We start from the raw sequence: 20,989 nt of genomic DNA, 5'->3' as shown, positions 1-20,989 counted from the left end.
TCAGGTCCTCCGGGGCGGGTCGGGCGCGGTCAGGGGAACGGGGTCGGGCTCCTGGGACGACGCGGCCGCGGCTGCCGGCAGCCGGTGGAGCAGCGCGCGCACCGCCGCCACCGCTTCGGGAACCGCCGCGGCGACCGCCGCGCTGAGACCGATGCCTTCCTCGACACCGGCGGGGGTGCAGCCCACGAGGTGGGTCAGCGGCAGAGTACCGCCCAGATGATCCAGATTTGCCAGCACCGCGACGGGATTCATGCCATGTGCGTCGAATTCACCCTTACCGAGGTCGTCCGGGCCGACCTCCAGCACCGTCAGCTCACCGGGCGGCCCGCCGCCCGGGTAGGCGTCCACCAGCACCAGCGCGTCGTACCCGTCGAGCAGGTCGTACGCGAGGTGCATGCCCCGGATGCCGTAGTCGACGACCCGGACACCGGCCGGGAGCGGCTCACCGGGACCGGTGGTGAGCCGCCGTACGACCTCCGGGCCGAAGCCGTCGTCGCCGAGGAAGAGATTGCCGATGCCCGCGACGAGCACGCTCTCCCGCTCGCGCCGCGCGCTCACATGGAGCGCATTCTCAGGTACCTGCGAATGTCGGGGATCGACCGCACGCCGACGGCGACGGCGACGGCCGCCAGCGCGGCGGCCACACCTGTGGTGATCAGTCCGAGGGATCTCACGATGGGTTCTCCTTCCGGAACTCCGGTGCGTCGGGGATGTCCTGGCCGCCGCCGTCGGACGGCAGCGGTTCCAGCTCGTCGGGGGCGAAGTAGAAGTAGCGGCCGTACCAGTCGTGCAGATCGGCCGCCGGGTCGTCGACGAGTACGAGAGCGACGTGCACGCCACCGTCCACGTCCGAGAGCACGGCCGTCACCCGCGCCACCTGGCCCGCGAAGAACAGGTCCTGCGCGTCGGCGCGGCGCGCCGGGTGGACGCGTACGAGACTGCCCTTGGCGACGGGGACCCCGTCGATCACGACGGAGTCGGACCCCGGCGACACGGAGGCGTCGGCCGCCGGGTCCCACCAGGGGGCCCCGCCGGTGTCGAAGGCGGCGGGAGCGGCGTCCCGCGGATCACCGGCCGGATCCACCGTGTCCACCGGGCCCGAGGGCGCGGCCGGGGCGTGCGGATCCCGGAGGAGGCCGTGCAGCCGCCGCAGCTCTTCCGGCGCCATCGCGTCGCAGCGGTCGATGATCTCCCGGGCGCGGGGATCGGTGGCCCGCGCCTCCGCCTTCTCCCGGTCGGTCATCGTCATCACCCGCAGCGTCAGGATCTCGTCGATCTCGGTGGAGTCGAACAGGTCGCCCGCGCTCTGCTCGGCGATCTCCGGGTGGTCGTAGAGAATGATCGGCGCGCCGATCACCGTGTCCGTGGAGCCCTTCGCACCGGCCAGCACCGGCCAGCACCTGCGCTGTTCGCAGCGCGCCGCCGCCGGGGCCGCCTCGTCCGGGGGCTCGCGCAGGGAGACGAACGCGGCGCCGTGCGCCCGGAGGATCACGTGGGTGCCGATCAGCGAGGCGCGGATCGCCGCGTCCTTGTCGGCGGCGGTCCCCGGGTGCTCGTTGTCCACCGCGACCGTCAGGCGCAGGAATCCGCCGTCCCGCTCCGTACGGGTACGGATCCGTACGGCCAGGGGCTCCCGGCGCCGTACGACACTGCCGACCGTCACCCCCCGCGCGTCCGTGAGGTGCTCGGTCTCCTCGCCGCCGGGGACCGTGCGGTGCTGATCGGTCGGACCCGTCAGCGGGACCGGCGCCAGGTCGATCTCCCGCTCGACCGCTTCGTCCCAGCTCAGGAACGCCACGCCGTCCACGGTGAGTTCACCGACCGCGGTGTGGCGGCCGTCCTCCTCGCACCGCCGCACCTCGCGCACCTGGTGCTGGAGGAAACGCAGCCGTACCTCCACCTCCGCCGTACCGGCCGCCTCCGCGGGCACCGAGAGCAGGCACTGCGTCGCCATGCCCGGCTCCTCCGCGAAGCTCGCGGGCGCCGCCGAGGGCGGACCGAGTACGCCGAACTGCCAGCGGGAGCGGTTCTTGGCGGAGCCGGCGCGGTACGGATAGAGCAAATAGCCCTCGTACAGCACCGCGTCGGCGATCTCCCGCACATGGTCGAGCCCCACCGCTGCCGCCCGGGTCACTGGACCACCCCATCGAGATCCCCGGCCGCGGCACCGGTCTCCGCGCCCGCCAGTAAGGTCCCCACCGTCTCGTCCCAGCTGATCAGCCCGTGCCGTTCGCGGAACCCGGCGAAACGCGTGAGGACGTCGTGATCCAGCCTGATCCAGCCCGAGTTCGGGTAGTGGAACGCCATCAGCTGCCGCCACACCGCGACCGGCAGTTCGTGGCGCGCCTCGCGGTCCCAGGGCACCTGCCGCACCCCGAAGCCCGCGCGGCCACCGCCCCTGGTGAAGACGGTGCCCGAGAAGAGCAGACTGACCGGCACCGTCCCGTCCTCCCCGAGCGCGTGCAGATAGCGGGAGCCGACCACGTCGAAGTCGTAGGTGCACGGCAGCGCGAGGTCCACCTCGGTGGCGCCGGTGAACCCCTGCACCGTCGTGTTGCACTGCATCCACAGGAACGGCCGCAGTGTGTCCTGCCACCGCTCCCGCTCCCCGAACAGCCCCCGCAGACCCTCCTGTTCGGCCCGGTCGTAGCGCCGTCGCTGCGGTTCGATACGGACCTGGCAGCGCAGCACGATCGCGTGTACCCGCTCGCCGGACCCGTCCTCGATCCGCAGCCGCGCGGTGAGCTGCGGGGCCGCGGTGTACGGCTCGGCGACGATGTCGCGAACGGAGAACAGCGGGCCCTCCGCCGCCACGGGGCCGTTCATGAGGCACCGTCCGGGTGCGCCGCCCGCGCGCCCGCCGGCTCCGGCTCGGGCAGCTGCCCGGGCTCCTGATCCGGCTCGGGCCGCTCGGCGCGGGCCGGTTTGCCGCGCGCCCTGACCTGCTCGAAGAACGCGTCCATCGCCGCGTGCGCCTCCCGGCCGCCGTCGAAGCCGCGCCACAGCGTGCGCAGCCGGCCGACCAGCTCGTAACAGGCGTCGATCGGCACCAGATGACACGAGGTCACGGCCTCGCGCCCGTTGCCTTCCGTACGGCGGACGAGCAGCGCCTCCACATCGGCCCGTACCACCGCCAGTTCGGGGGCGGCCGTCACGAGCGCGGTCCAGGCGTCGAGCGGCAGCTCCGACTCCGTCGCCCCGGCCGGGCCCGGGTAGAACGCGACGGTACGGTCCTGGACGGAGTTGCGGAACAGGAAGGCCAGTCCCACCGGGATCTCCAGCTCGTCCCAGCGCCGCGCGTCGAGCGCGAGCCCGTCGAAGGCCAGATACCGGTCGGGCACCGAGCGGTAACGCAGCCGCGCCCCGTCGTCCGTGAACAGCAGATAGCAGGCGCGGCAGCAGCACATCAGGCTGCGGCTCTCCAGATTCACCACGTGCTGGTGCTCCCCGCCGACCGGGGCGGCGCACATCTCGCAGCGCTCCCCGGCCACCGGCGCCGGCCGGTTGCGGGTGACCCGCAGCAGCGCCGCGACGGGGGAGCGGCCCGCCGGCGCGCTCATGTCGCGACCACCGGCGCGGACGGTACGGCGACCGAGACCGAGGCGCCGTCCGCCAGCACGGGCAGCGGGTCCAGATGCGCGGCGCCCGCGTCGGCGTCGAGACAGGCGCCCGCCCGCCGTACGTCGTAGTGCGCGCGGCAGGTGGAGCACCGCAGCACCCCGTCCGCCGAACCGCCGCCCAGCCGCCGGGCCAGCGTCGCGCCCTTCATCGGCCCCTCGCACCGGGCGCACCGGTCGTGGAAGACGAACAGCTCGGCGCCGATCCGGCAGGCCACCACGGGGAACCCGCCGGCGGTCAGCCGTTCGACCCCGCCCGGCTCCAGACCGAGCAGGGCCGGCACCGGCTGCCAGGCCGCCCCCGGCTCGCTGCCATCGGCACCGGTCGTCGCCGTCCCGTGCGGCTCGTGCAGCCGGGCGAACAGCGCGTCCACCGGCACCAGCGGCCCCGGCGCCCCGGCCGTCTCCGCCGCGGCCTCCACCTCGATCGCGGTGACCTCCGGCGCCGCCGCCTCGACCGCGCCCCGTACCGCGAGGGCGAGGGTGGCGGAGGAGGACGGGCAGCCGTCGCAGCTGCCCAGCAGCCGCAGCCGCACCACCCCGTCCTCGGTGATCCCGAGCAGCTCCACATCACCGCCGTGCGAGCCGAGATACGGCCGTACGCTCGCCAGCGCGTGCTCGACCCGTGTCTCCACACCGTACGGATGCAGCCCGTGCACCAGCAGCACACTGGCGACCAGATCGTCGCCGGCGAGGGCGGCCAGCAGTGTGTCGTCCAGCACCCCGCGCTCGTGGACGAGATCGAGCAGCCGTTCCAGTCCCGCGCCGTAGAAGTCGGTGACGAGCCTGACCAGTTCCTCGCTGCGTTCGCGCGCCAGCGCGCCGCCCGCCGCGCTCGCGGTGATCGGGGTGTCGATCCGCTCCCCGGTGGCCCGCCAGGTCTCGGACTCCGCGGGCTCACGCGTCTGTGACTCCGTCATGTCATTCACTGCCCGCGGACTGCGTGGGCGAGTGCAGCAGCTCCAGCTTCTTGCCCTCACCGAGATACATGTGCACACCGCAGGGCAGACAGGGATCGAAGCTGCGCACCGTCCGCATGATGTCGATGCCCTTGAAGTTCTCCCGGTCGTTCTCCTCGAAGATCGGCTGGCCCTGCACCGCGTCCTCGTAGGGCCCGGGTGTCCCGTAGGTGTCGCGCGGGCTCGCGTTCCACGGAGTGGGCGGGTACGGATGGTAGTTGGCGATCTTGCCGTCCCTGATCACCATGTGGTGCGAGAGCACGCCGCGTACGGCCTCGGTGAATCCGCAGCCGACACCCTCCTCCGGCACCTCGAACTTCTCCCAGGTCTTGGTCCGGCCGGCCCGGATCTCCACCAGCGCCTTCTCGGCGAAGTGCAGCGCGCAGGCCGCGGCGTACGCCTGGAAGTAGCTGCGCGCCCGGTTGCGCTCGATGGTGTTGCTCCAGCGCGGGACGTGCCACTCCAGCTCGACCGGGCCCTTGGTGGCGGTCTTCGGGAGGTTGATCTTCACGCTGTTGCCGGTGGCCTTGATGTAGCCGATGTCGACCAGACCCGCCAGCGCGGTGGTCCACAGCCGGGCGAGCGGCCCGCCGCCGGTGTCGAGCGCCAGGTAGTCCTTGCCGTCGAACCAGCGCGGCGACATCACCCAGCTGTACTTGTCGTCCAGATCCCGCTTCTGCGGCTTGGGGTTGGTGTGCTGGTTCCACGGGTGCCGCCGGTCGACCGGGTTGCCGAGCGGGTCGTGGGTCACGAAGGTCTCCTGCTCGTCCCAGTCGTTGTAGTACGACGAGCCGAGCAGGATCCGGATGCCCAGGTTGATCTTGACCAGGTCGGTGGTGACGAGCTTGCCGTCCACGACGATGCCGGGGGTGACGTACATCTTCCGGCCCCAGTCGGTCATGTCCTTGTACGCGAAGTTGCAGTGCTCCGGGTCCTGGAAGGAGCCCCAGCACCCCAGCAGGATGCGGCGGTTGCCGACCTGCTCGTAGCCGGGCAGCGCCTCGTAGAAGAAGTCGAAGAGGTCGTCGTGCATGGGCACGACCTTCTTCATGAACTCCACATAGCGCTGGAGACGGGTGATGTAGTCCGTCATGAGCTGGATGGTGGCCACCGTGCCCACCCCGCCGGGGTAGAGCGTGGAGGGGTGGACGTGCCGCCCCTCCATCAGGCAGAACATCTCCCGGGTGAGCCGGCTGACCTGGAGGGCCTCGCGGTAGAACTCGCCGGTGAACGGGTTCAGCGAGCGCATGATGTCGCCGATGGTCCGGTAGCCGTGGGCGTCCGCGTGCGGCGAAGGGGTGCGATTGGCCTGTTCGAGGACGCCGGGATTGGTCTCGGCGACCATCTTCTCGCAGTAGTCGACCCCGACCAGGTTCTCCTGGAAGATGTTGTGGTCGAACATGTACTCGGCGGCCTCGCCGAGGTTCACGATCCACTCGCCGATGTGCGGCGGCTTCACGCCGTACGCCATGTTCTGCGCGTAGCAGGAGCAGGTGGCGTGGTTGTCACCGCAGATTCCGCAGATCCGGCTGGTGATGAAGTGGGCGTCGCGCGGGTCCTTGCCCTTCATGAAGACCGAGTAGCCGCGGAAGATCGAGCTGGTGCTGTGGCACTCTGCGACGACTTTCTGCTTGAAGTCGATCTTCGTGTAGATGCCCAGACTCCCGACGATACGGGTGATGGGATCCCACGCCATCTCGACCAGTTCGTCTTTTCCCTGGCTCGTCGTCGTCATGAGGCCGCCTCTTCTTTCCGGTCCGGTCGATGCGTTACCAGGTGCGGGTGGCGCCACTGGTCAGCTGCTTGCCGCGCTTACGCCATTTGGGTTCGCGGTCGAGGGTGTGCGTGGTGATGTGGCGAAGGCGCCGCATCGTCGATCCGTACAGCCCGACGGCGTTCGTGGAGAGCTTTCCGCCCGGCGGCTCGTCCATGAACGGCATGAATTTGTCGGGGAATCCGGGCATCGTGCAGCCGATGCAGATTCCGCCGACATTCGGGCAGCCGCCGATGCCGTTCATCCAGCCGCGCTTGGGCACATTGCATTTCACGGTCGGTCCCCAGCAGCCCAGTTTGACGATGCACTTGGGCGAGCCGTACTCCGTCGCGAAGTCGCCCTGCTCGTAATAGCCGGCCCGGTCGCACCCCTCGTGCACCGTCTGGCCGAACAGCCAGGTGGGGCGCAGCTCCTCGTCGAGAGGGATCATCGGGGCCTGGTCGGTGGCCATGTAGAGCAGGTAGGTGAGGGTCTCCGACAGGTTGTCCGGCTGGATGGGGCAGCCCGGGACGCACACGATCGGGATTCCGGCCTTGGACTTCCAGTCCCAGCCCAGATAGTCCGGCACGCCCATGGCGCCGGTCGGGTTGCCCGCCATGGCGTGGATGCCGCCGTACGTGGCGCAGGTGCCGACCGCGACGACCGCGGTGGCCTTGGGGGTCAGCCGGTCCAGCCACTCGCTGGTGGTCATCGGCTGCCCGGTCGCCGGGTCGTTGCCGAAGCCCGACCAGTACCCCTCGTCGTGGAGCTTCTCGTTGGGGATCGAGCCCTCGACGACCAGGACGAACGGGTCCAGCTCGCCCCGGTCCGCCTTGAAGAACCATTCGAGGAAGTCGTCGGCCCCGCCGTTCGGGCCGCACTCGAAGTCGATCAGCGGCCAGTGCATGGCGATCCGCGGCAGGCCGGGCAGGGCGCCGAGCGCGATCTCCTCGATGCTGGGCTGGGTCGCCGCGGTGAGCGCGACGGAATCTCCGTCACAGCTCAGTCCGGCGTTGATCCACAGCACATGGATGAGAGTGTTCTCCGCTTTTATCGCTGCTTCTGTCGGCATAGTCCGCTGCCTTTCGGGATCGAACCGCCCGATACCAGTGAGTGGGGTGTCACTCGCATTGCTACCATCTAGAATCCGCCGGGAATTTCTGTCAACACGAGTTTTCCGCGCGGCGGTCGTTTTCCCCTCGGACGGCCGGGACCACATGGGTGAGTACGGGAGAGCCGACAGTAAATGCATGAATTATCAATTACTCAGAGCGTGGTCGACGCGGTGTGCGAGCGCGCTGCCGGACGACCTGTGCGGGCCGTCAGAATCCGGGTGGGAATACTGACGGCCGTGGTACCCGACTCGATGCGGTTCTGCTTCGATCTGACCACCGCGGGCACGGTCGCCGAAGGCGCGCTGCTGGAGATCGACCAGCCGCCGGGAACAGCGCACTGCCGGGCGTGTGAGACGGACTTCGGCCTGACCGATCTTGTATTGCTTTGTCCGTGCGGCAGCGCCGACGTGGAGATCACGTCGGGGCGGGAGTTGCAGATCGTCTCGATGAGAGTGGGCTGACCACATGTGCGGTACTTGCGGTTGTGACGACGGGAGCGGTACGGGCGGCGGCGGGACGAGGATCGCCGTCCCGCACGGACATCCGCACGACCACGGCCAGGTCCACGACGGTGACGGCGACGCTCACCACCCCGGCCATGCCCACGAGCACCGATGGGACCGCTCGCCGGCCCTGGACGGCACGGCCGCGGGCGGCGAGACGCTCACTCTCGAACAGAAGGTCCTCGGCAAGAACGAGGACCTGGCCGCCCGCAACCGCGCCTGGCTCGCCGCGCGGGACATCGTGCTGGTGAACCTGATGAGTTCGCCCGGCGCCGGCAAGACCACCCTCCTGGAGCGCACCATCAGGGACTTCGCCGGCCACCGCCCGGTGGCGGTCATCGAGGGCGACCAGGAGACGATGCTCGACGCCGAGCGGATCGGACGGGCCGGCGGCGCCGTCGTCCAGGTCAACACCGGCGCCGGGTGCCACCTCGACGCGGAGATGGTGCGCGGCGCGCTCACCACCCTGGAGCCGCCGGACGGGTCGCTGGTCCTGGTCGAGAACGTGGGCAATCTCGTCTGCCCCGCCCTCTTCGACCTCGGCGAGCGCAGCCGGACCGTGATCATCTCGGTCACCGAGGGAACGGACAAGCCGCTCAAGTACCCGTACATGTTCGCCGCCGCGGACCTCGTGATCATCAACAAGATCGACCTGCTCCCGTACGTCGACTTCGACGTCGAGCGGTGCGAGAAGTACGCCCGTTCCGTCAACCCGGACGTACGGGTGCTGACCGTTTCCGCGACCACCGGCGAGGGCATGCGGGCCTGGTACGACTGGGTGGCCGAGCGCCCGGCCGGGGTGTTCCCCGGCGCCTGAGTCCGAGCGGCAGCCCGCCGGCGCGGGCGGCTCAGCCGCCGCTCGGCGCCGGGCGGGGCGCGCCGTGCCGGGTCCAGTAGAGCCCGGGCTGAATCTGCTCGTCACAGCCGATGAGACCGAGCCGGGGATGCTGCTCCGTGCGCGCCTCCCAGCGCGGCGGCAGCGGACGGTCGTCCTGGTAGAGGCACTTGTTCCCGTTGCCCGCGATGCGCCACGCCGCGCGCTTCCACGTGGCGCTCTTCCACGGCCGGTGCGTCCACCGCTGTTCGGCGTGCGACGGGGAACAGCGGGCCAGCCCCGCGCCCTTGGACAGCTCGGTCAGACAGTGGTTCTCGTGGAGGAGCGAGCGGATCGTGCCGTCGCTCCTGATGTCCCACCGCTGCGCGCGGGTCCCGTCGCAGCCGTTGATCCGGACGGCGCCGTCCTTCGCCTCCGCGCTCACCGCTTCGAGGCACTGCTCGGGACTCCGGCCGCTGAACGCGGTGGTCCTCCCGATGTCCGCCATGATCTCGCCCGGCCGGGGCGCGCGGTGTGTCTGCCCGTACTGCCGGTGAATCCACTTCGCGGAGTCGGGCGGGAGGTGCCCCTTGTAGACACCCTCGGTGGCGCAGCTGCTCCGGTAGCGGCACTCGGCCCCGGCGATGTACCGCCTGACCGCCGTCTCCTTCGGGGGCACCTGCGCCTCGGGGAGGTTGGCCCGCAGCGACGACATCGTGTAGCCGAGGTAGGCGGAGACGGGGATCCCGGCGACGTATCCCGCCCGCCTGAAGTACCGCGCCCCGATGCCGTGGTCGCTGTGGTCGACCCGGCCGCTCAGACCGTAGGCGAAGGAGGCGTTGTCGTGGTCGAGTGTGAGGATCCGCTGCGCCTTGTCCTGCCGGGCCAGGTCGGACAGGGTCCGCACGAGCTGTTCGCCGGTGAAGGTCTCCCGGCTCCCGAAGAGCGGGATGCGTTCGCGGGTCCCCCGGAACAGCTTGAGCATGCTCTCCTCGCCCTGTCCCTTGGGGAGTCCGTCGTGCAGGCCCAGGAACACCAGCCGCACGGTGGGCCCCGAGGACCGGTCGAGGGTGAACGATCTGATGGCGCGGCCGTCGACCCGTACCGTGCCCTCGGTCCAGCGGTCGGGCGCGCCGGCCAGCGCCGCGTACGCCGCGCGCACGCCCTGCTCCCTCTTCTCGACGTAGTCGAGCGCGACCCGCCGCGGCCTCTTCCCGCCGTCGCCCGCCGTGAGATACACGGTGGTGACCGGGCATCCTGCCCGGATGGTCGCGCGGATCTCCGGGTCGATGAAGTAGAGGTCGTCGTCGGGGTGTGCGACGCCCACCAGGGTGCGTCGGCACCCGGCAGGCCGCGCGCTCGCGGCGGCCGCCGCCTCCGCCTTCGCGCCCGCCTCCGTCCTCGTGGCGGGGGTGTCCCGCTCCCCGGGTGAGCAGGACACCCCCGCGAGGACGCACAGCGTCAGCGCGCCGGCCGCGACTGCCGCCCGGTACCCCGGGCGGGCCCTGTCTCCGGTACGTCGGTGACCCATGGAACCGTCCCCTCCTCCCGGCCTCGGCGGCCCCGTCCACGGGGCGCCGGACGGGCGCTGCCGGGCAGTCCGGTCCAGTCCATACGCCGCCGGTGCGTTCCGCACGCGGCCGGGGGCCAGGTGGGGGAGCGGACGGGAGGGCGCGGGCACCCGCGCCTATGGCGCCGCGTCACTCGTTGACGCCGACCAACCGGCCGATCACCTCGCCGCGTTCGAGCCTGCCGATGCCGTCGGCGATGTCGTCGAAGCCGATCCGGGTGACCCGGGAGGTGACCCTGCCCGCCGCGACGAGGCCGAGGACGGCCCGGCGGTCCTCGGCCGTACCCGCCTGCGAGCCGATGAGCACGACCTGGTTGAGGGTGAGCGTCTGGAGGTTGATGGTGCCCTCGCCGACCCCCAGCCCGACCTGGACGACCCGGCCGTCGCGCCGTACGGTCTCCACCGCCGCCGCGGTCGTGGTGCCGAACCCGGCGAAGTCCACCACCACGTCGAGCTTCTCGTCGGCGAACGCGCTGATGTCCGTCGCCACATCGGCCACGCCGAGTTCGCGGGCGAAGGCGTGAACCTTCTCGTTCTTCTCCGCCACATAGACCTCGGCACCGACCGCGAGCGCCACCTGCGCGCCCAGCGAGCCGAGTCCGCCGAAGCCGATGACACCGACCTTCGTGCCCGAGGCCACCCCGCCCTGGACGACCATCGCGTGGTACGAGGTGAGCCCCGCGTCGGTCGCCGCGGCGGCCTGGTCCCAGGCGATGCCGTCCGGCAGGGGGAGAACGAGGTTCTCGCGTACGGCGACCTTCGGCTGGAAGCCGCCGTTCGACGAGGTGCCGGGACCCTCGATCGCCGCCGGTACCGCGACCCGGTCGCCGACGGCGAAGCGCGTGACGCCGGGGCCGGTGGCCGCGACGACGCCCGCGATCTCGTGACCCAGGGTGATCGGACGGAACGGGAGGAGGGCGGTCAGGGTGCCGTCCAGGAAACCGACGTCACTGTGACACAGGCCCGCAGCCCTCACCTCGATGACGATCTCGCCGGGACCCGCCTCGGGCTCCGGGATCTCGTTGTGGCTGAGGGGCTTTCCGACCTCGGTGAACTGCCATGCCTTCATTGCGATTCAGTCTTTCTCTCCGTGCTCGGCGGGCGTCGTGCTTGGCGGCGGCCGAGAAGCTGGGGGCCCCTGCCGCATCGGCCCGCGCACCATGGAGCAACTGGACGCCCAGTGATGCCCACGCCGTCAACCCGGCCCTCGACGCGGTCAACCGGCGGCGCCGAACCACTCGCCCGGGGCTGACACCACCGCGCGGCACCCTGCCCGTGCCGGTACGGTCCGCTTCACTCCTCCCCCGCCCCCGCCCCTGTCTCCGGCGCGTCCGGATGGATCCGCAGCAGATAGGTGTCCATGATCCAGCCGTGCCGGGCGCGCGCTTCGGCGCGCGCCCGCCCGATCCGTTCGGCGACGTCGTCCAGCGGCCCGGAGATCAGGATCTCGTCCGGGGTCCCGATGTAGGCGCCCCAGTAGATCCAGGTGTCCGCGCCGGTGAAGTGGCGGAACGTCTCGTGTGCGTCGAGCATGACGACGATGTCGCCGTCGTCGTTCGGAAGGCTCTCGGCGAGCCGCCGTCCCGGGGTGATGTGGACGGGCCGGCCGACCCGGTTGAGGCCGATACGGTGCCGCGCGGCCAGCGCGGAGACACTGCTGATGCCGGGGATCACCTCGTGGTCGAACGCCACCCCGCCGCGGGCCCCGATGTCTTCGAGGATGCCGAGCGTGCTGTCGTACAGCGAGGGGTCGCCCCACACCAGGAACGCCCCGCACTGTCCCGGAGCCAGCTCCTCGCGGATCAGCCGTTCGCAGACGTCGGCGCGCCGGCGGCGCCAGTCGTGCACCGCGGCGGTGTATCCGGCCCGTTCGCCCTGCGCACGGTCGCGCCAGGGATCCTCGGCCTCGACGACGCGGTACGGACCGGGCACGTGCTCGTCGAGGATGTCCCGCCGCAACCGCGTCAGGTCGGACTTCTCCCTGCCCTTGCCGAGTACGAAGAAGACATCGGCCCTGCGCATGGCCTTCACGGCGGCCAGCGTCACATGGTCGGGGTCACCGGCGCCGATGCCGATGACCAGCAGGTGGCGTAGCCGGGTGGTCATGGTGCTGGTCTCCTCATGTTCGTCCTGCCGGTCCCTCACAGGCCCGTGCGACCCGTACCGCGTCCGCCGTCGCCCGGACCTCATGGACGCGTACGGCCCAGGCTCCCCGGTACGCGGCTATCGCCGAGACGGCTGCGGTGGCGGCGTCCCGCTCACGGGCCGGGGGCGGGGTGTTCCGGTCCTCGGTCAGAAGGTGGCCGAGGAACCTCTTCCGGGAGGCCGCGATCAGCACGGGGCGTCCCAGGCAACGCAGTTCACTCATGCTGCTCATCAGGCGCAGGTCGTGCTCGGCCCGTTTGGCGAAACCGAGACCGGGGTCGACCACGAGTCTCTCCGGCGCGATCCCCGCGCCCACCACGGCGTCGATACGGGAGCGAAGCTCCGCCACGACCTCGCCCACCACGTCCGCGTACACCGCGCGGCCGTTCGTCCCATGGCTGAAGCCGCGCCAGTGCATGACCACGAAGGGGATACCGGCGGCCGCCACGACGGGGACCATGGCGGGGTCGGCGAGTCCGCCGCTGACGTCGTTGACGAGGACCGCGCCCGCCGCGACCGCCCGTGCGGCGACGGCGGCGCGCATGGTGTCGACGGAGACGACGACGCCCTCGGCCGCCAGGCCCCGTACGACGGGAAGGACGCGCCGCAGCTCCTCGTCCTCGTCGACCCGGGTCGCGCCCGGACGTGTCGACTCGCCGCCGACGTCGACCAGATCGGCTCCCTCGGCCACGAGGTCCAGACCGTGCTCGATCGCGGCCGCCGCGTCGAAGCAGCGGCCGCCGTCCGAGAAGGAGTCCGGAGTCACGTTGACCACGCCCATGACCGCGCAGCGGTCCCAGACCGGCAGTCCCTCCACCGAGCCTCGTCCCTGCTGACCGGTCATGTGCACCGCATTCCCCTTGTCCGACTGACGACTGACGACTGACGACTGACGACTGACGACTCCGACTCCCGATCCGACCGCGGCGGGCCGTTGGTCCGATGCCGCTCGGGGCACGTCGGCCGGACACGGCGAGCTGTCCGGCCGACGTGCCCACCGGGATCAGGAGTTCTCGGTCGCCAGCTCGGCCCGGATTTCACGGGCGGCGGTGACGAGGTTCTCCAGGGAGGCCCGCGTCTCGGGCCAGCCGCGGGTCTTCAGACCGCAGTCCGGATTGACCCACAGCCGCTCGGCGGGGATGGCCTCCAGTCCCTTGCGCAGGAGGGCCGCGGCCTCCTCGGCGCTCGGGACGCGCGGGGAGTGGATGTCGTAGACACCGGGCCCGGCCTCGCGCGGGTAGCCGTGCTCGGCCAGTTCGCGGGCGACCTGCATGTGGGAGCGGGCCGCCTCCAGGCTGATGACGTCGGCGTCGAGGTCGTCGATGGCCTGGACGATGTCCCCGAACTCCGCGTAGCACATGTGCGTGTGGATCTGGGTGTCCGGCCGTACGCCACCGGTGGTCAGCCGGAACGACTCGGTCGCCCAGGCCAGGTAGGCGGCGTGGTCGGCGGCGCGCAGCGGCAGTGTTTCGCGCAGGGCCGGTTCGTCGACCTGGATGACCGAGGTGCCGGCCGCCTCCAGGTCGTCGACCTCGTCGCGCAGGGCGAGCGCGACCTGGCGCGCGGTGTCGCCGAGCGGCTGGTCGTCGCGGACGAAGGACCAGGCGAGCATGGTGACGGGGCCGGTCAGCATGCCCTTGACGGGGCGCTCGGTCAGCGACTGCGCGTAGGTCGTCCAGCGCACCGTCATCGGCTCGGGGCGGGAGATGTCCCCGGCCAGCACCGGGGGCCGGACGTAGCGGGTGCCGTAGGACTGGACCCAGCCGTGCCGGGTGGCGAGGTAGCCGGTGAGCTGTTCGGCGAAGTACTGCACCATGTCGTTGCGTTCGGGCTCGCCGTGGACCAGGACGTCGATCCCGGCCTTCTCCTGGAAGGAGAGCACCTCCCGGATCTCGTCCTTGATCCGCTCCTCGTACCCGGCGACATCGATCCGCCCGGCCCGCAGGTCGGCCCGTGCCGTGCGCAGTTCGGTGGTCTGCGGGAACGAACCGATGGTCGTCGTCGGCAGCGGCGGGAGGCCGAGGTGCGCGCGCTGGGCGGCGGTCCGTTCGGCGTACGGCTGCGACCGCCGGCCGTCCGCGTCGGTGATGGCGGCGGTACGGGCACGTACCCCGGGATCGTGGGTCAGCGCGGACCCGGCCCGGGAGACCAGGTCGGCGCGGTTCGCCGCGAGTTCGGCCTGGATGGTGCCGGTGCCCTGGCCGAGACCGCGCGCCAGGACGGCGATCTCGTGCGTCTTCTGCCGGGCGAAGGCGAGCCACCGGGCGATCCGCGGGTCGATGTCGCGTTCGGCGGAGGCGTCCAGCGGTACGTGCAGGAGCGAGCAGGACGTGGAGACGTCCACGCGGTCGGCGAGGCCGAGCAGCGTGCCGAGAGTGGCGAGGGACTTCTCGTAGTCGTTGATCCAGATGTTGCGTCCGTTGACGACGCCCGCGACCAGCCGCTTGCCGGGCAGTCCGCCGGCCGCCGCGAGGTCTTCGAGGTTGGCGGCGCCCGATTCGGTGAAGTCGAGGGCCAGTCCTTCGACCGGGGCCTTGGCCAGTACGGTCAGCGCCTCGCCGAGCCGCCCGAAGTACGAGGCGACCAGCAGCTTCGGCCGGTCGGTGGCCGCGCCCAGGTCGCGGTAGGCGCGGGCGGTCGCGTTCAGTTCGGCCGGGGTACGGTCCTGGACCAGCGCGGGTTCGTCGAGCTGGACCCACTCGGCGCCGGCCGCCCGCAGATCGGCGAGCACCTCCGCGTACACCGGCAGCAGCCGGTCCAGCAGGGTCAGCGGCTCGAAGTCGGCCGCGACGCCCGGGGCGGGCTTGGCCAGCAGCAGGTAGGTGACGGGGCCGACGAGGACCGGGCGGGCGGTGTGGCCGAGCGCGAGGGCTTCCGTGAACTCGGCGACCTGCTTGGCGGAGTCGGCGGTGAAGACGGTGTCGGGGCCCAGCTCGGGCACCAGGTAGTGGTAGTTCGTGTCGAACCACTTCGTCATTTCCAGCGGGGCGATGTCCTGGGTACCCCGGGCCATCGCGAAGTAGCCGTCCAGCGCGTCGGCCTCGACCGCCGCGCGGTGCCGCTCGGGGACAGCGCCGACCATGACGCTGGTGTCCAGGACATGGTCGTAGTACGAGAAATCACCGGACGGCACTTCATGGATTCCGGCGTCGGCCAGCTGCCGCCAGTTCGAACGGCGGAGGTCCGCCGCGGTCTCCCGGAGGGCGTCGGCGCCGACCCGGCCCTTCCAGTAGCCCTCGATGGCCTTCTTCAGCTCACGGTTCCGACCCTGGCGGGGGTAGCCGTACACGGTGGCTCGTGCTGCCGCGGCTGCGGGCTTCGCTGTCACGGAACTCTCCTTCGCGAGATGTGTCCTGGTATCCCGGGGACGGGACCGAGGACGCGAAGGGACGACCGACCGGGCGGCCCACGACGCTGTGCCGTCGCGCGTGCCGCTCGATATGTACGCCGACCCGCCCACGAGGTCACCGGGATGTCCGCGCGCGATCGGTCGCGTGCGGGCAACGGGCAGGTCTTCGGACTCGCGGGCCCGTCTCGTGTGGATCACGAGACACCTACTGGCCGTCGCTTCCCGGACCCGGTCGGATCCAGTGCTTGTATGACGGCGGTCGTTCCCACTCACCGCTGCGGGGCAGTCCCGGATTCCCACCGGGTTCCCTCTTACGACACCCCGCCTGGCGGACGGGGCGAACCAGCTGCACGTCCACCTTAGAGCGAGAAGAGGCGGGCGCACACTCCTGCCCGCATCCCGGGACGCGACCCGGGTCACGCGAAGTGACGGTATGGTGACGCCCCGGAGTTCCGGGGGGCTCCGTGTTCGGACCCGGGGCCCGCCGCGTTCACGCCCGGGCGACTCCGCGTTCCGGTTCGCGGCGGGGTCACCGTAGGGTGACCGACGCGATCGTGTTCACGTTCCGGACCGGGGCAGGCCGGACCGGGGCTGTGGGTCCAACTCCCCCCAGAGGTACGGCGAAAGGACACCCGTCCGTGAAGGTTCACCACCTCAACTGCGGCACCATGCTGCTGCCCACCGCCCACCTGGTGTGCCACGTCCTTCTGCTCGAAACCGACAACGGCCTGGTCCTCGTCGACTCCGGCTTCGGCCTGGAGGACATCGCCGACCCCAAGCGGCGCCTGGGGGCTTCGCGGCACGTGATCCGGCCGGTGCTCCGCGTGGAGGAGACCGCCGCCCGTCAGGTGGAACGGCTCGGCTTCAGCCGGGACGACGTCCGGCACATCGTCGTCACGCACTTCGACGCCGACCACATAGGAGGGCTCTCCGACTTCCCCCGCGCGCGCATACATGTCACCGCCGCCGAGGCGCTCGGGTCCATGATCGCGCCGTCCCGGCGAGAACGCATGCGCTACAGCTCGGCGCAGTGGGCGCACGGCCCGAGGATCGTCGAACACAGCCCCGACGGGGAGAAATGGCGAGGATTCGCTGCGGCCAGGGAACTCGACTCCATCGCTCCCGGGATCGTCCTCGTCTCGCTGCCCGGCCACACCCGTGGACACGCGTGCGTCGCGGTCGACACCGGCCCCCGCTGGCTGCTGCACGCCGGTGACGCCTTCTACCACTCCGCGACGGTCGACGGCCGCTCCCGCATCCCCGTCGCCCTGCGGGCCATGGAATCCTTCATCGCCTTCGACCTGGGCAGAGTGCGTGACAACCACGCCCGTCTCGCCGAACTCCAGCGACGCGCGGAGCCCGATCTGGCGATCATCTGCGCCCATGACCCGGAGATGTACGCGAGGGCGAGCGCCGGGAATTAGCCGGTCCGCCCGGGCGATGGAGACGCTGCCGGGGTGATCACCCGGGGTCGTGGGATATATATCGGCGGTCGATATATGCTCGACGCATGACACGACGGAACCCGTCCTTGACGGAACCGCAGTACTTCATCCTCGCCGCGCTCATGGACGGGCCGTTGCACGGTTACGGCATCATCAAAGCCGCCGAGCAGGCCACCGACGGGCGGCTCCGGATCGCTGTCGGCACCCTCTACGGCGCGCTGGACCGGATGGAGCGGGCCGGGCTGGTGGCCGCCGACCATGAGGAGATCGTGGCCGGGCGGGCGCGGCGCTACTACCGGCTCACCGAGGACGGCACCGCGGTACTCGGCCGGGAGGCGCAGCGGATGCGGCAGGCGGCGGCCGTCGTCATCGGACGCGCGCGGGATGTCGGAGCGGCGCCGGCATGAACCGTCTGCTGCTCGCGGCCTACCCCGCGCCCTACCGTTCCCGGCACGGAGAGGAGCTGCTGGCCTGCCTGGCCGAGGCGTATCCCGGCCGCTCCTGGCCCCCGCCGCGGGAGTTCGTCGCCTTGGCGCGGTCCGGGGTGCAGGTCCGTGCCCGTGCCGTCGCCGACGACACGGCCCGGCCGTGGTGGCTGGACGGCGTCCATCTGACCGCTCTCGTCCTCGCCGCGCTGGCGCTGGTGCCGTACCTACAGGACGTGTGGCACTGGGCACTGCGCATCGATCCCGGCCGGCACGCCATCGCCTTCCACTTCTCCGGGTGGTACCCGTGGGCGGAAGGCCCCACGGGGACCCGGCTCCTGCCCTACGGGCTGCTTCCGCTGGTCTGCCTGATCGCCCTGCTGCGCGGCAGGCCGTGGATCGCCCTGCCGGTCGCGGCAGTGATGATCTACGCCGGTGCCACGTTCAACAGCGGTACGCTCTTCGGCGACGAGGGCAAGGCGGGCCTGGGCTACTACGGTCTGGGCGCCCCGATCACGGCCCGTGACCTGGTGCTGTCGGGCACGTTGTGCGCCGCGTGCGCGGTGCTGGCGGTCTGCCGTCCCGGCCGGCTGCGGCGCCACTCGTACCGCTGGCTGGTCCCCGTCGTGCTCGCCATGATCGTGGCCGGGGGCCTGCACGTCATCTCCATCAGTCCGGCCTTCCAGCGCGGCCTGTTCGCCGTCGAAGTCGTCGCGCTGATCGCGGCGTGGGTGGCGACGGCCGCCACCGGCGACTACCGGTGGCTGATCCCCGTCGCGGTGTTCGCGTTCATCCGCACACAGGCGATCGTCATCCGGCCGAACGGGTTCGTGAACTCCCTGCCGGACCTGGTCGTCCTTCTCCTCCTGATCGCCCCGCTCCCGGTCCTGGCGATCGCCGCCCAGCGTCGGCAGAGCCGGGCCCTCCTCCGGTAGCAACAGCCCCCCCCGCACGGAGCGGCGCGTGACCGCGCCGCCCCCCACCAAGCCGCTGCCCCCACGAAGACAGAGAACGCGATGACTCGGCGAGATCCCTCCAACCTGTCCACGCACCCGGGCCCCGGCCAGGTCCACGGCACCACGTCCGAACCCGGTCCCGCGCGGAGGCCACGGCTACGCGTCTCGGCTCCGCTGTGCCTCCTGGGGTTCCTGGCGGTCTACCTGATCGCTGTCCGTACCCCGTTCGGGCAGCGGGCGGAGAACGCCCTGTTCGGCGGGTACGGCGCCAAACCGGCGTGGATCTACGGCTGGTCGGGGGCGGCCTACGGTTCATCGGCCATGCCGCCGCTGGAGCACACCGCGATGTCCACCCTGCTCGTGGGCGTCGCGGTCATCGTCGCCGTCACTCTGGTGCGCAGGTGCTGGTGGCGAGGGTGCGCGGCGATCGGGATCGTCGTGGGCACGATGGGCGGCAAGGAAGTCGCCAGGATGATCCTGCCCCGCCCCGATCTGGTGGGTGCGAGGGAGTCACTCATCGAGTCGAGCTTCCCCAGCGGACACGCGGCCATCCCCGCCGCGCTGGCCCTCGGCGCCGTCCTCGTCGCTTCTCCCCGCGTCCGCCCCTACGCCACGGCGGCCGGGATGCTGTGGCTCGCCGTCACCGCCGGCGCCGTCCTGGCCACCTACCACCATCGCCCGAGCGACGTACTGGGTTCCACACTGCTGGCCTGCGCCTGCTACGGCCTCGCGGCCCGGCTGCTGCCACCGGGCGACGGACCGGGCGACGCACCGGGCGACGCATCGGGCGACGCATCGGTCGTCACGCGGCGCCCTTGTGCGCTGCCTGCGGTCTCCCTGGCGGTGTCGGCGGCCGGCGCGCTCGTCGCCGGTGCGCGGCACGACTCCGTCCCCCAATCGCTGGTCTTCGCGGCGGCGGCCTTCCTGTGCGCGGCCCTGTTCTGGTTCACCACGGCGCGGGGGCCCGCGCACACCGCACGCCGCACGGACCCCGCACCGGGCTGACCATCCCAGTCGCAGAACGAACGCTGCCTGGTGCTCTAGCAGGTACCGTCCGACACCTGAAGCCCCTTGCCCGCGCCCGCGGTCCGGTTCACGATGCTCGGTACGCAGGCCGTCCCGTCGAGGCTGTAGGAGTACGGGATGCTGACGGTGGTGTTGGACTGTGGGTCGGGCCCGGCGGGCTTGTTCTCGCTGGTGGGGCTGGACCAGGTGACGTTGTCGAACGTGTTGCCGCCGACCTGCCAGTAACCGACCGTGTCGGTGTAGAAGGTGCCCAGGACGTCCTTGGAGTCCTCGAAGTAGTTGTTGTCCACCTTGGCCCGGGCCCCGGCCCGGGAGTTGATGCCGGACTTGTTGAGCTTCACGTAGTGGTTGTTGTACATGTGGGCGACGCCGCCCCGCAGCAAGGGCGTGCGGGAGTCGATGTTCTCGTACCGGTTGTGGTGGTACGTGATGAAGCTGTTCGACAGCTCGCTCTCACTGGAGCCGACGAGCCCGCCGCGGCCGGAGTTGCGCAGGACGCTGTAGGACAGCGTCACGTACTGGGTGTTGTCCTTCATGTCGAAGAGGCCGTCGAACCCCTCCGACTCGCCGCCCGACGCCTCCAGGGTGGTGTGATCGACCCAGATGTTGCGGACGTTCCGCTCCATGCCGATGGCGTCACCCCCGTTGGAGGTGGGCGAGCCGGACTTCTTGACGTTCCGCACGGTCACGTTCTGGATGATGATGTTGCTGGACTCCCTGATGTGGATGCCCAGTTGATCGAAGACGGCACCGCTGCCGACGCCTAAGATCGTGACGTTGCTGATCTCCTTGAGCTCGATCAGACCGGCGGCCGTGTTGCAGCTCCCGCCCGACACCTTGCTGGTGTTGCCGTGGTTGATGGTCCCCTCGACCTCGATGGTGATCGGGGTGCTGCTGCTGGCCCGGCCGCACAGGGCCTGATGGATCGCGGTCCCTGTGGTGGCCCGTACGGTCTGCCCGCCGGCCCCGCCGGTGGTCCCCCCGTTCTGGGTCGCGTAGCCGGTGACACCGCCGACCGCGGCCGACGCCGGGGGTACCGACACCGCCGCACCGGACGTGGCCGCGAGGGCCACCGTGACCAGCGCCGCGCGGAATCGTGGTGCGACTCGTCTGCTCATATCGTCTCTCCTCAACCGTTTCGAACCGAGTGCGACACCTCTGACGTGAGACTGTCATGACCATGACACGTCATGGGGCATCGAGAGTGGAAAGCGCTTTCTAATCGGAGGATAGGGCGCCTCCCGCCGGGTCGGCAAGGCTCTGGACGCCTCCGGAACGGGCCGCCTGGCACCGTTCAGGCGGCGGCTCCCCG

The 20,989-nt window shown here is 71.0% G+C and carries 19 protein-coding genes, 1 pseudogene and 1 riboswitch; of the genes and pseudogenes, 6 read left to right on the top strand and 14 right to left on the bottom strand.

All coding sequences use genetic code 11. The annotated features are described in order from the left end of the window. The 8 genes from OG627_RS02180 to OG627_RS02150 are packed head-to-tail and all read right to left on the bottom strand — an operon-like array spanning position 1 to position 7,401. Complete coding sequence (locus OG627_RS02180) at positions 1–558, bottom strand: hydrogenase maturation protease (protein WP_329060825.1); 558 nt, start codon at positions 556–558, stop codon at positions 1–3. Further along, the gene (locus OG627_RS35420) at positions 555–674 is read right to left on the bottom strand and encodes a DUF6893 family small protein (protein WP_443073410.1); all 120 of its coding nucleotides are present in this window, start codon (positions 672–674) and stop codon (positions 555–557) included. The genes OG627_RS02180 and OG627_RS35420 overlap by 4 nt, the downstream gene beginning before the upstream one ends. Then, positions 671–2,134, bottom strand: coding sequence for a hypothetical protein (locus OG627_RS02175; protein ID WP_329060823.1), 1,464 nt, complete (start codon positions 2,132–2,134; stop codon positions 671–673). Before OG627_RS02175 ends, OG627_RS35420 begins: the two co-directional genes overlap by 4 nt. Beyond that, on the bottom strand, positions 2,131–2,826 hold the full coding sequence (locus tag OG627_RS02170) for a DUF6084 family protein (protein WP_329060821.1): 696 nt from the start codon (positions 2,824–2,826) through the stop codon (positions 2,131–2,133). Before OG627_RS02170 ends, OG627_RS02175 begins: the two co-directional genes overlap by 4 nt. Beyond that, complete coding sequence (locus OG627_RS02165) at positions 2,823–3,560, bottom strand: DUF5947 family protein (RefSeq protein ID WP_329060818.1); 738 nt, start codon at positions 3,558–3,560, stop codon at positions 2,823–2,825. Before OG627_RS02165 ends, OG627_RS02170 begins: the two co-directional genes overlap by 4 nt. Next, on the bottom strand, positions 3,557–4,537 hold the full coding sequence (locus OG627_RS02160; RefSeq protein ID WP_329060817.1) for a NifU family protein: 981 nt from the start codon (positions 4,535–4,537) through the stop codon (positions 3,557–3,559). Before OG627_RS02160 ends, OG627_RS02165 begins: the two co-directional genes overlap by 4 nt. Position 4,538: 1 nt before the next feature. Beyond that, positions 4,539–6,311 carry a nickel-dependent hydrogenase large subunit gene (locus OG627_RS02155; RefSeq protein ID WP_329060815.1) on the bottom strand — a complete coding sequence of 591 codons (1,773 nt, stop codon included), beginning with the start codon at positions 6,309–6,311 and terminating at the stop codon, positions 4,539–4,541. A gap of 34 nt (positions 6,312–6,345) precedes the next feature. Further along, positions 6,346–7,401, bottom strand: coding sequence for a hydrogenase expression protein HypE (locus OG627_RS02150; RefSeq protein WP_329060813.1), 1,056 nt, complete (start codon positions 7,399–7,401; stop codon positions 6,346–6,348). A 174-nt stretch (positions 7,402–7,575) separates the two neighbouring features. Between OG627_RS02150 and OG627_RS02145 the strand changes: the two genes are divergently transcribed. Then, a complete protein-coding gene (locus tag OG627_RS02145; protein ID WP_329060811.1) occupies positions 7,576–7,905 on the top strand; it encodes a hydrogenase maturation nickel metallochaperone HypA/HybF in 330 nt (109 codons plus the stop codon). 4 nt (positions 7,906–7,909) lie between these two features. Further along, the gene (gene hypB / locus OG627_RS02140; RefSeq protein WP_329060809.1) at positions 7,910–8,764 is read left to right on the top strand and encodes a hydrogenase nickel incorporation protein HypB; all 855 of its coding nucleotides are present in this window, start codon (positions 7,910–7,912) and stop codon (positions 8,762–8,764) included. Positions 8,765–8,795: 31 nt separating this feature from the next. Here hypB and OG627_RS02135 read toward each other — a convergent pair whose 3' ends face one another. The 5 genes from OG627_RS02135 to metE form a co-directional block, all read right to left on the bottom strand. Further along, entirely contained in the window at positions 8,796–10,292 is a 1,497-nt protein-coding gene (locus OG627_RS02135) for a ricin-type beta-trefoil lectin domain protein (protein ID WP_329060807.1), read from the bottom strand. Positions 10,293–10,461: 169 nt separating this feature from the next. Continuing rightward, positions 10,462–11,400, bottom strand: a complete 939-nt coding sequence (locus tag OG627_RS02130; RefSeq protein ID WP_329060805.1) for a zinc-binding dehydrogenase — start codon at positions 11,398–11,400, stop codon at positions 10,462–10,464. A gap of 224 nt (positions 11,401–11,624) precedes the next feature. Further along, positions 11,625–12,437, bottom strand: a complete 813-nt coding sequence (cobF, locus tag OG627_RS02125; protein WP_329060803.1) for a precorrin-6A synthase (deacetylating) — start codon at positions 12,435–12,437, stop codon at positions 11,625–11,627. Positions 12,438–12,450: 13 nt separating this feature from the next. Further along, positions 12,451–13,320 carry a dihydropteroate synthase gene (folP, locus tag OG627_RS02120; RefSeq protein WP_329060801.1) on the bottom strand — a complete coding sequence of 290 codons (870 nt, stop codon included), beginning with the start codon at positions 13,318–13,320 and terminating at the stop codon, positions 12,451–12,453. A 159-nt stretch (positions 13,321–13,479) separates the two neighbouring features. Then, entirely contained in the window at positions 13,480–15,804 is a 2,325-nt protein-coding gene (gene metE / locus OG627_RS02115) for a 5-methyltetrahydropteroyltriglutamate--homocysteine S-methyltransferase (RefSeq protein WP_329060799.1), read from the bottom strand. Positions 15,805–15,965: 161 nt separating this feature from the next. Further along, a riboswitch (cobalamin riboswitch) is annotated at positions 15,966–16,187 on the bottom strand. Between the two features lie 276 nt (positions 16,188–16,463). On the opposite strand from metE, the gene OG627_RS02110 reads away from it, so the two are divergent. The 4 genes from OG627_RS02110 (at position 16,464) to OG627_RS02095 (ending at position 19,656) form a co-directional block, all read left to right on the top strand. Continuing rightward, complete coding sequence (locus tag OG627_RS02110) at positions 16,464–17,249, top strand: MBL fold metallo-hydrolase (RefSeq protein ID WP_329060797.1); 786 nt, start codon at positions 16,464–16,466, stop codon at positions 17,247–17,249. 86 nt (positions 17,250–17,335) lie between these two features. Continuing rightward, a complete protein-coding gene (locus OG627_RS02105) occupies positions 17,336–17,677 on the top strand; it encodes a PadR family transcriptional regulator (protein ID WP_329060795.1) in 342 nt (113 codons plus the stop codon). Continuing rightward, positions 17,674–18,630: a hypothetical protein gene (locus OG627_RS02100; protein ID WP_329060793.1), complete on the top strand. Its 957-nt coding sequence runs from the start codon at positions 17,674–17,676 to the stop codon at positions 18,628–18,630. Before OG627_RS02105 ends, OG627_RS02100 begins: the two co-directional genes overlap by 4 nt. Before the next feature lie 81 nt (positions 18,631–18,711). Then, a complete protein-coding gene (locus OG627_RS02095; protein WP_329060791.1) occupies positions 18,712–19,656 on the top strand; it encodes a phosphatase PAP2 family protein in 945 nt (314 codons plus the stop codon). Positions 19,657–19,694: 38 nt separating this feature from the next. Here OG627_RS02095 and OG627_RS02090 read toward each other — a convergent pair. Continuing rightward, positions 19,695–20,795: pseudogene (locus OG627_RS02090) on the bottom strand (pectate lyase family protein); the annotation flags it as partial. Between the last annotated feature and the right edge of the window lie 194 nt (positions 20,796–20,989).

Origin of the sequence: Streptomyces sp. NBC_01429, from assembly GCF_036231945.1 — a bacterium.
GTDB lineage: Bacteria > Actinomycetota > Actinomycetes > Streptomycetales > Streptomycetaceae > Streptomyces.
This window is presented reverse-complemented; position numbering and strand designations above follow the sequence as displayed.

Coding starts and splice junctions, on each gene's coding strand:
- OG627_RS02170 (WP_329060821.1), bottom strand. CDS start 2,826: ATGAACGGCCCCGTGGCGGCGGAGGGCCCGCTGTTCTCCGTTCGCGAC.
- OG627_RS02165 (WP_329060818.1), bottom strand. CDS start 3,560: ATGAGCGCGCCGGCGGGCCGCTCCCCCGTCGCGGCGCTGCTGCGGGTC.
- OG627_RS02160 (WP_329060817.1), bottom strand. CDS start 4,537: ATGACGGAGTCACAGACGCGTGAGCCCGCGGAGTCCGAGACCTGGCGG.
- OG627_RS02155 (WP_329060815.1), bottom strand. CDS start 6,311: ATGACGACGACGAGCCAGGGAAAAGACGAACTGGTCGAGATGGCGTGG.
- OG627_RS02150 (WP_329060813.1), bottom strand. CDS start 7,401: ATGCCGACAGAAGCAGCGATAAAAGCGGAGAACACTCTCATCCATGTG.
- OG627_RS02145 (WP_329060811.1), top strand. CDS start 7,576: ATGCATGAATTATCAATTACTCAGAGCGTGGTCGACGCGGTGTGCGAG.
- hypB (WP_329060809.1), top strand. CDS start 7,910: ATGTGCGGTACTTGCGGTTGTGACGACGGGAGCGGTACGGGCGGCGGC.
- OG627_RS02135 (WP_329060807.1), bottom strand. CDS start 10,292: ATGGGTCACCGACGTACCGGAGACAGGGCCCGCCCGGGGTACCGGGCG.
- OG627_RS02130 (WP_329060805.1), bottom strand. CDS start 11,400: ATGAAGGCATGGCAGTTCACCGAGGTCGGAAAGCCCCTCAGCCACAAC.
- cobF (WP_329060803.1), bottom strand. CDS start 12,437: ATGACCACCCGGCTACGCCACCTGCTGGTCATCGGCATCGGCGCCGGT.
- folP (WP_329060801.1), bottom strand. CDS start 13,320: ATGACCGGTCAGCAGGGACGAGGCTCGGTGGAGGGACTGCCGGTCTGG.
- OG627_RS02105 (WP_329060795.1), top strand. CDS start 17,336: ATGACACGACGGAACCCGTCCTTGACGGAACCGCAGTACTTCATCCTC.
- OG627_RS02100 (WP_329060793.1), top strand. CDS start 17,674: ATGAACCGTCTGCTGCTCGCGGCCTACCCCGCGCCCTACCGTTCCCGG.
- OG627_RS02095 (WP_329060791.1), top strand. CDS start 18,712: ATGACTCGGCGAGATCCCTCCAACCTGTCCACGCACCCGGGCCCCGGC.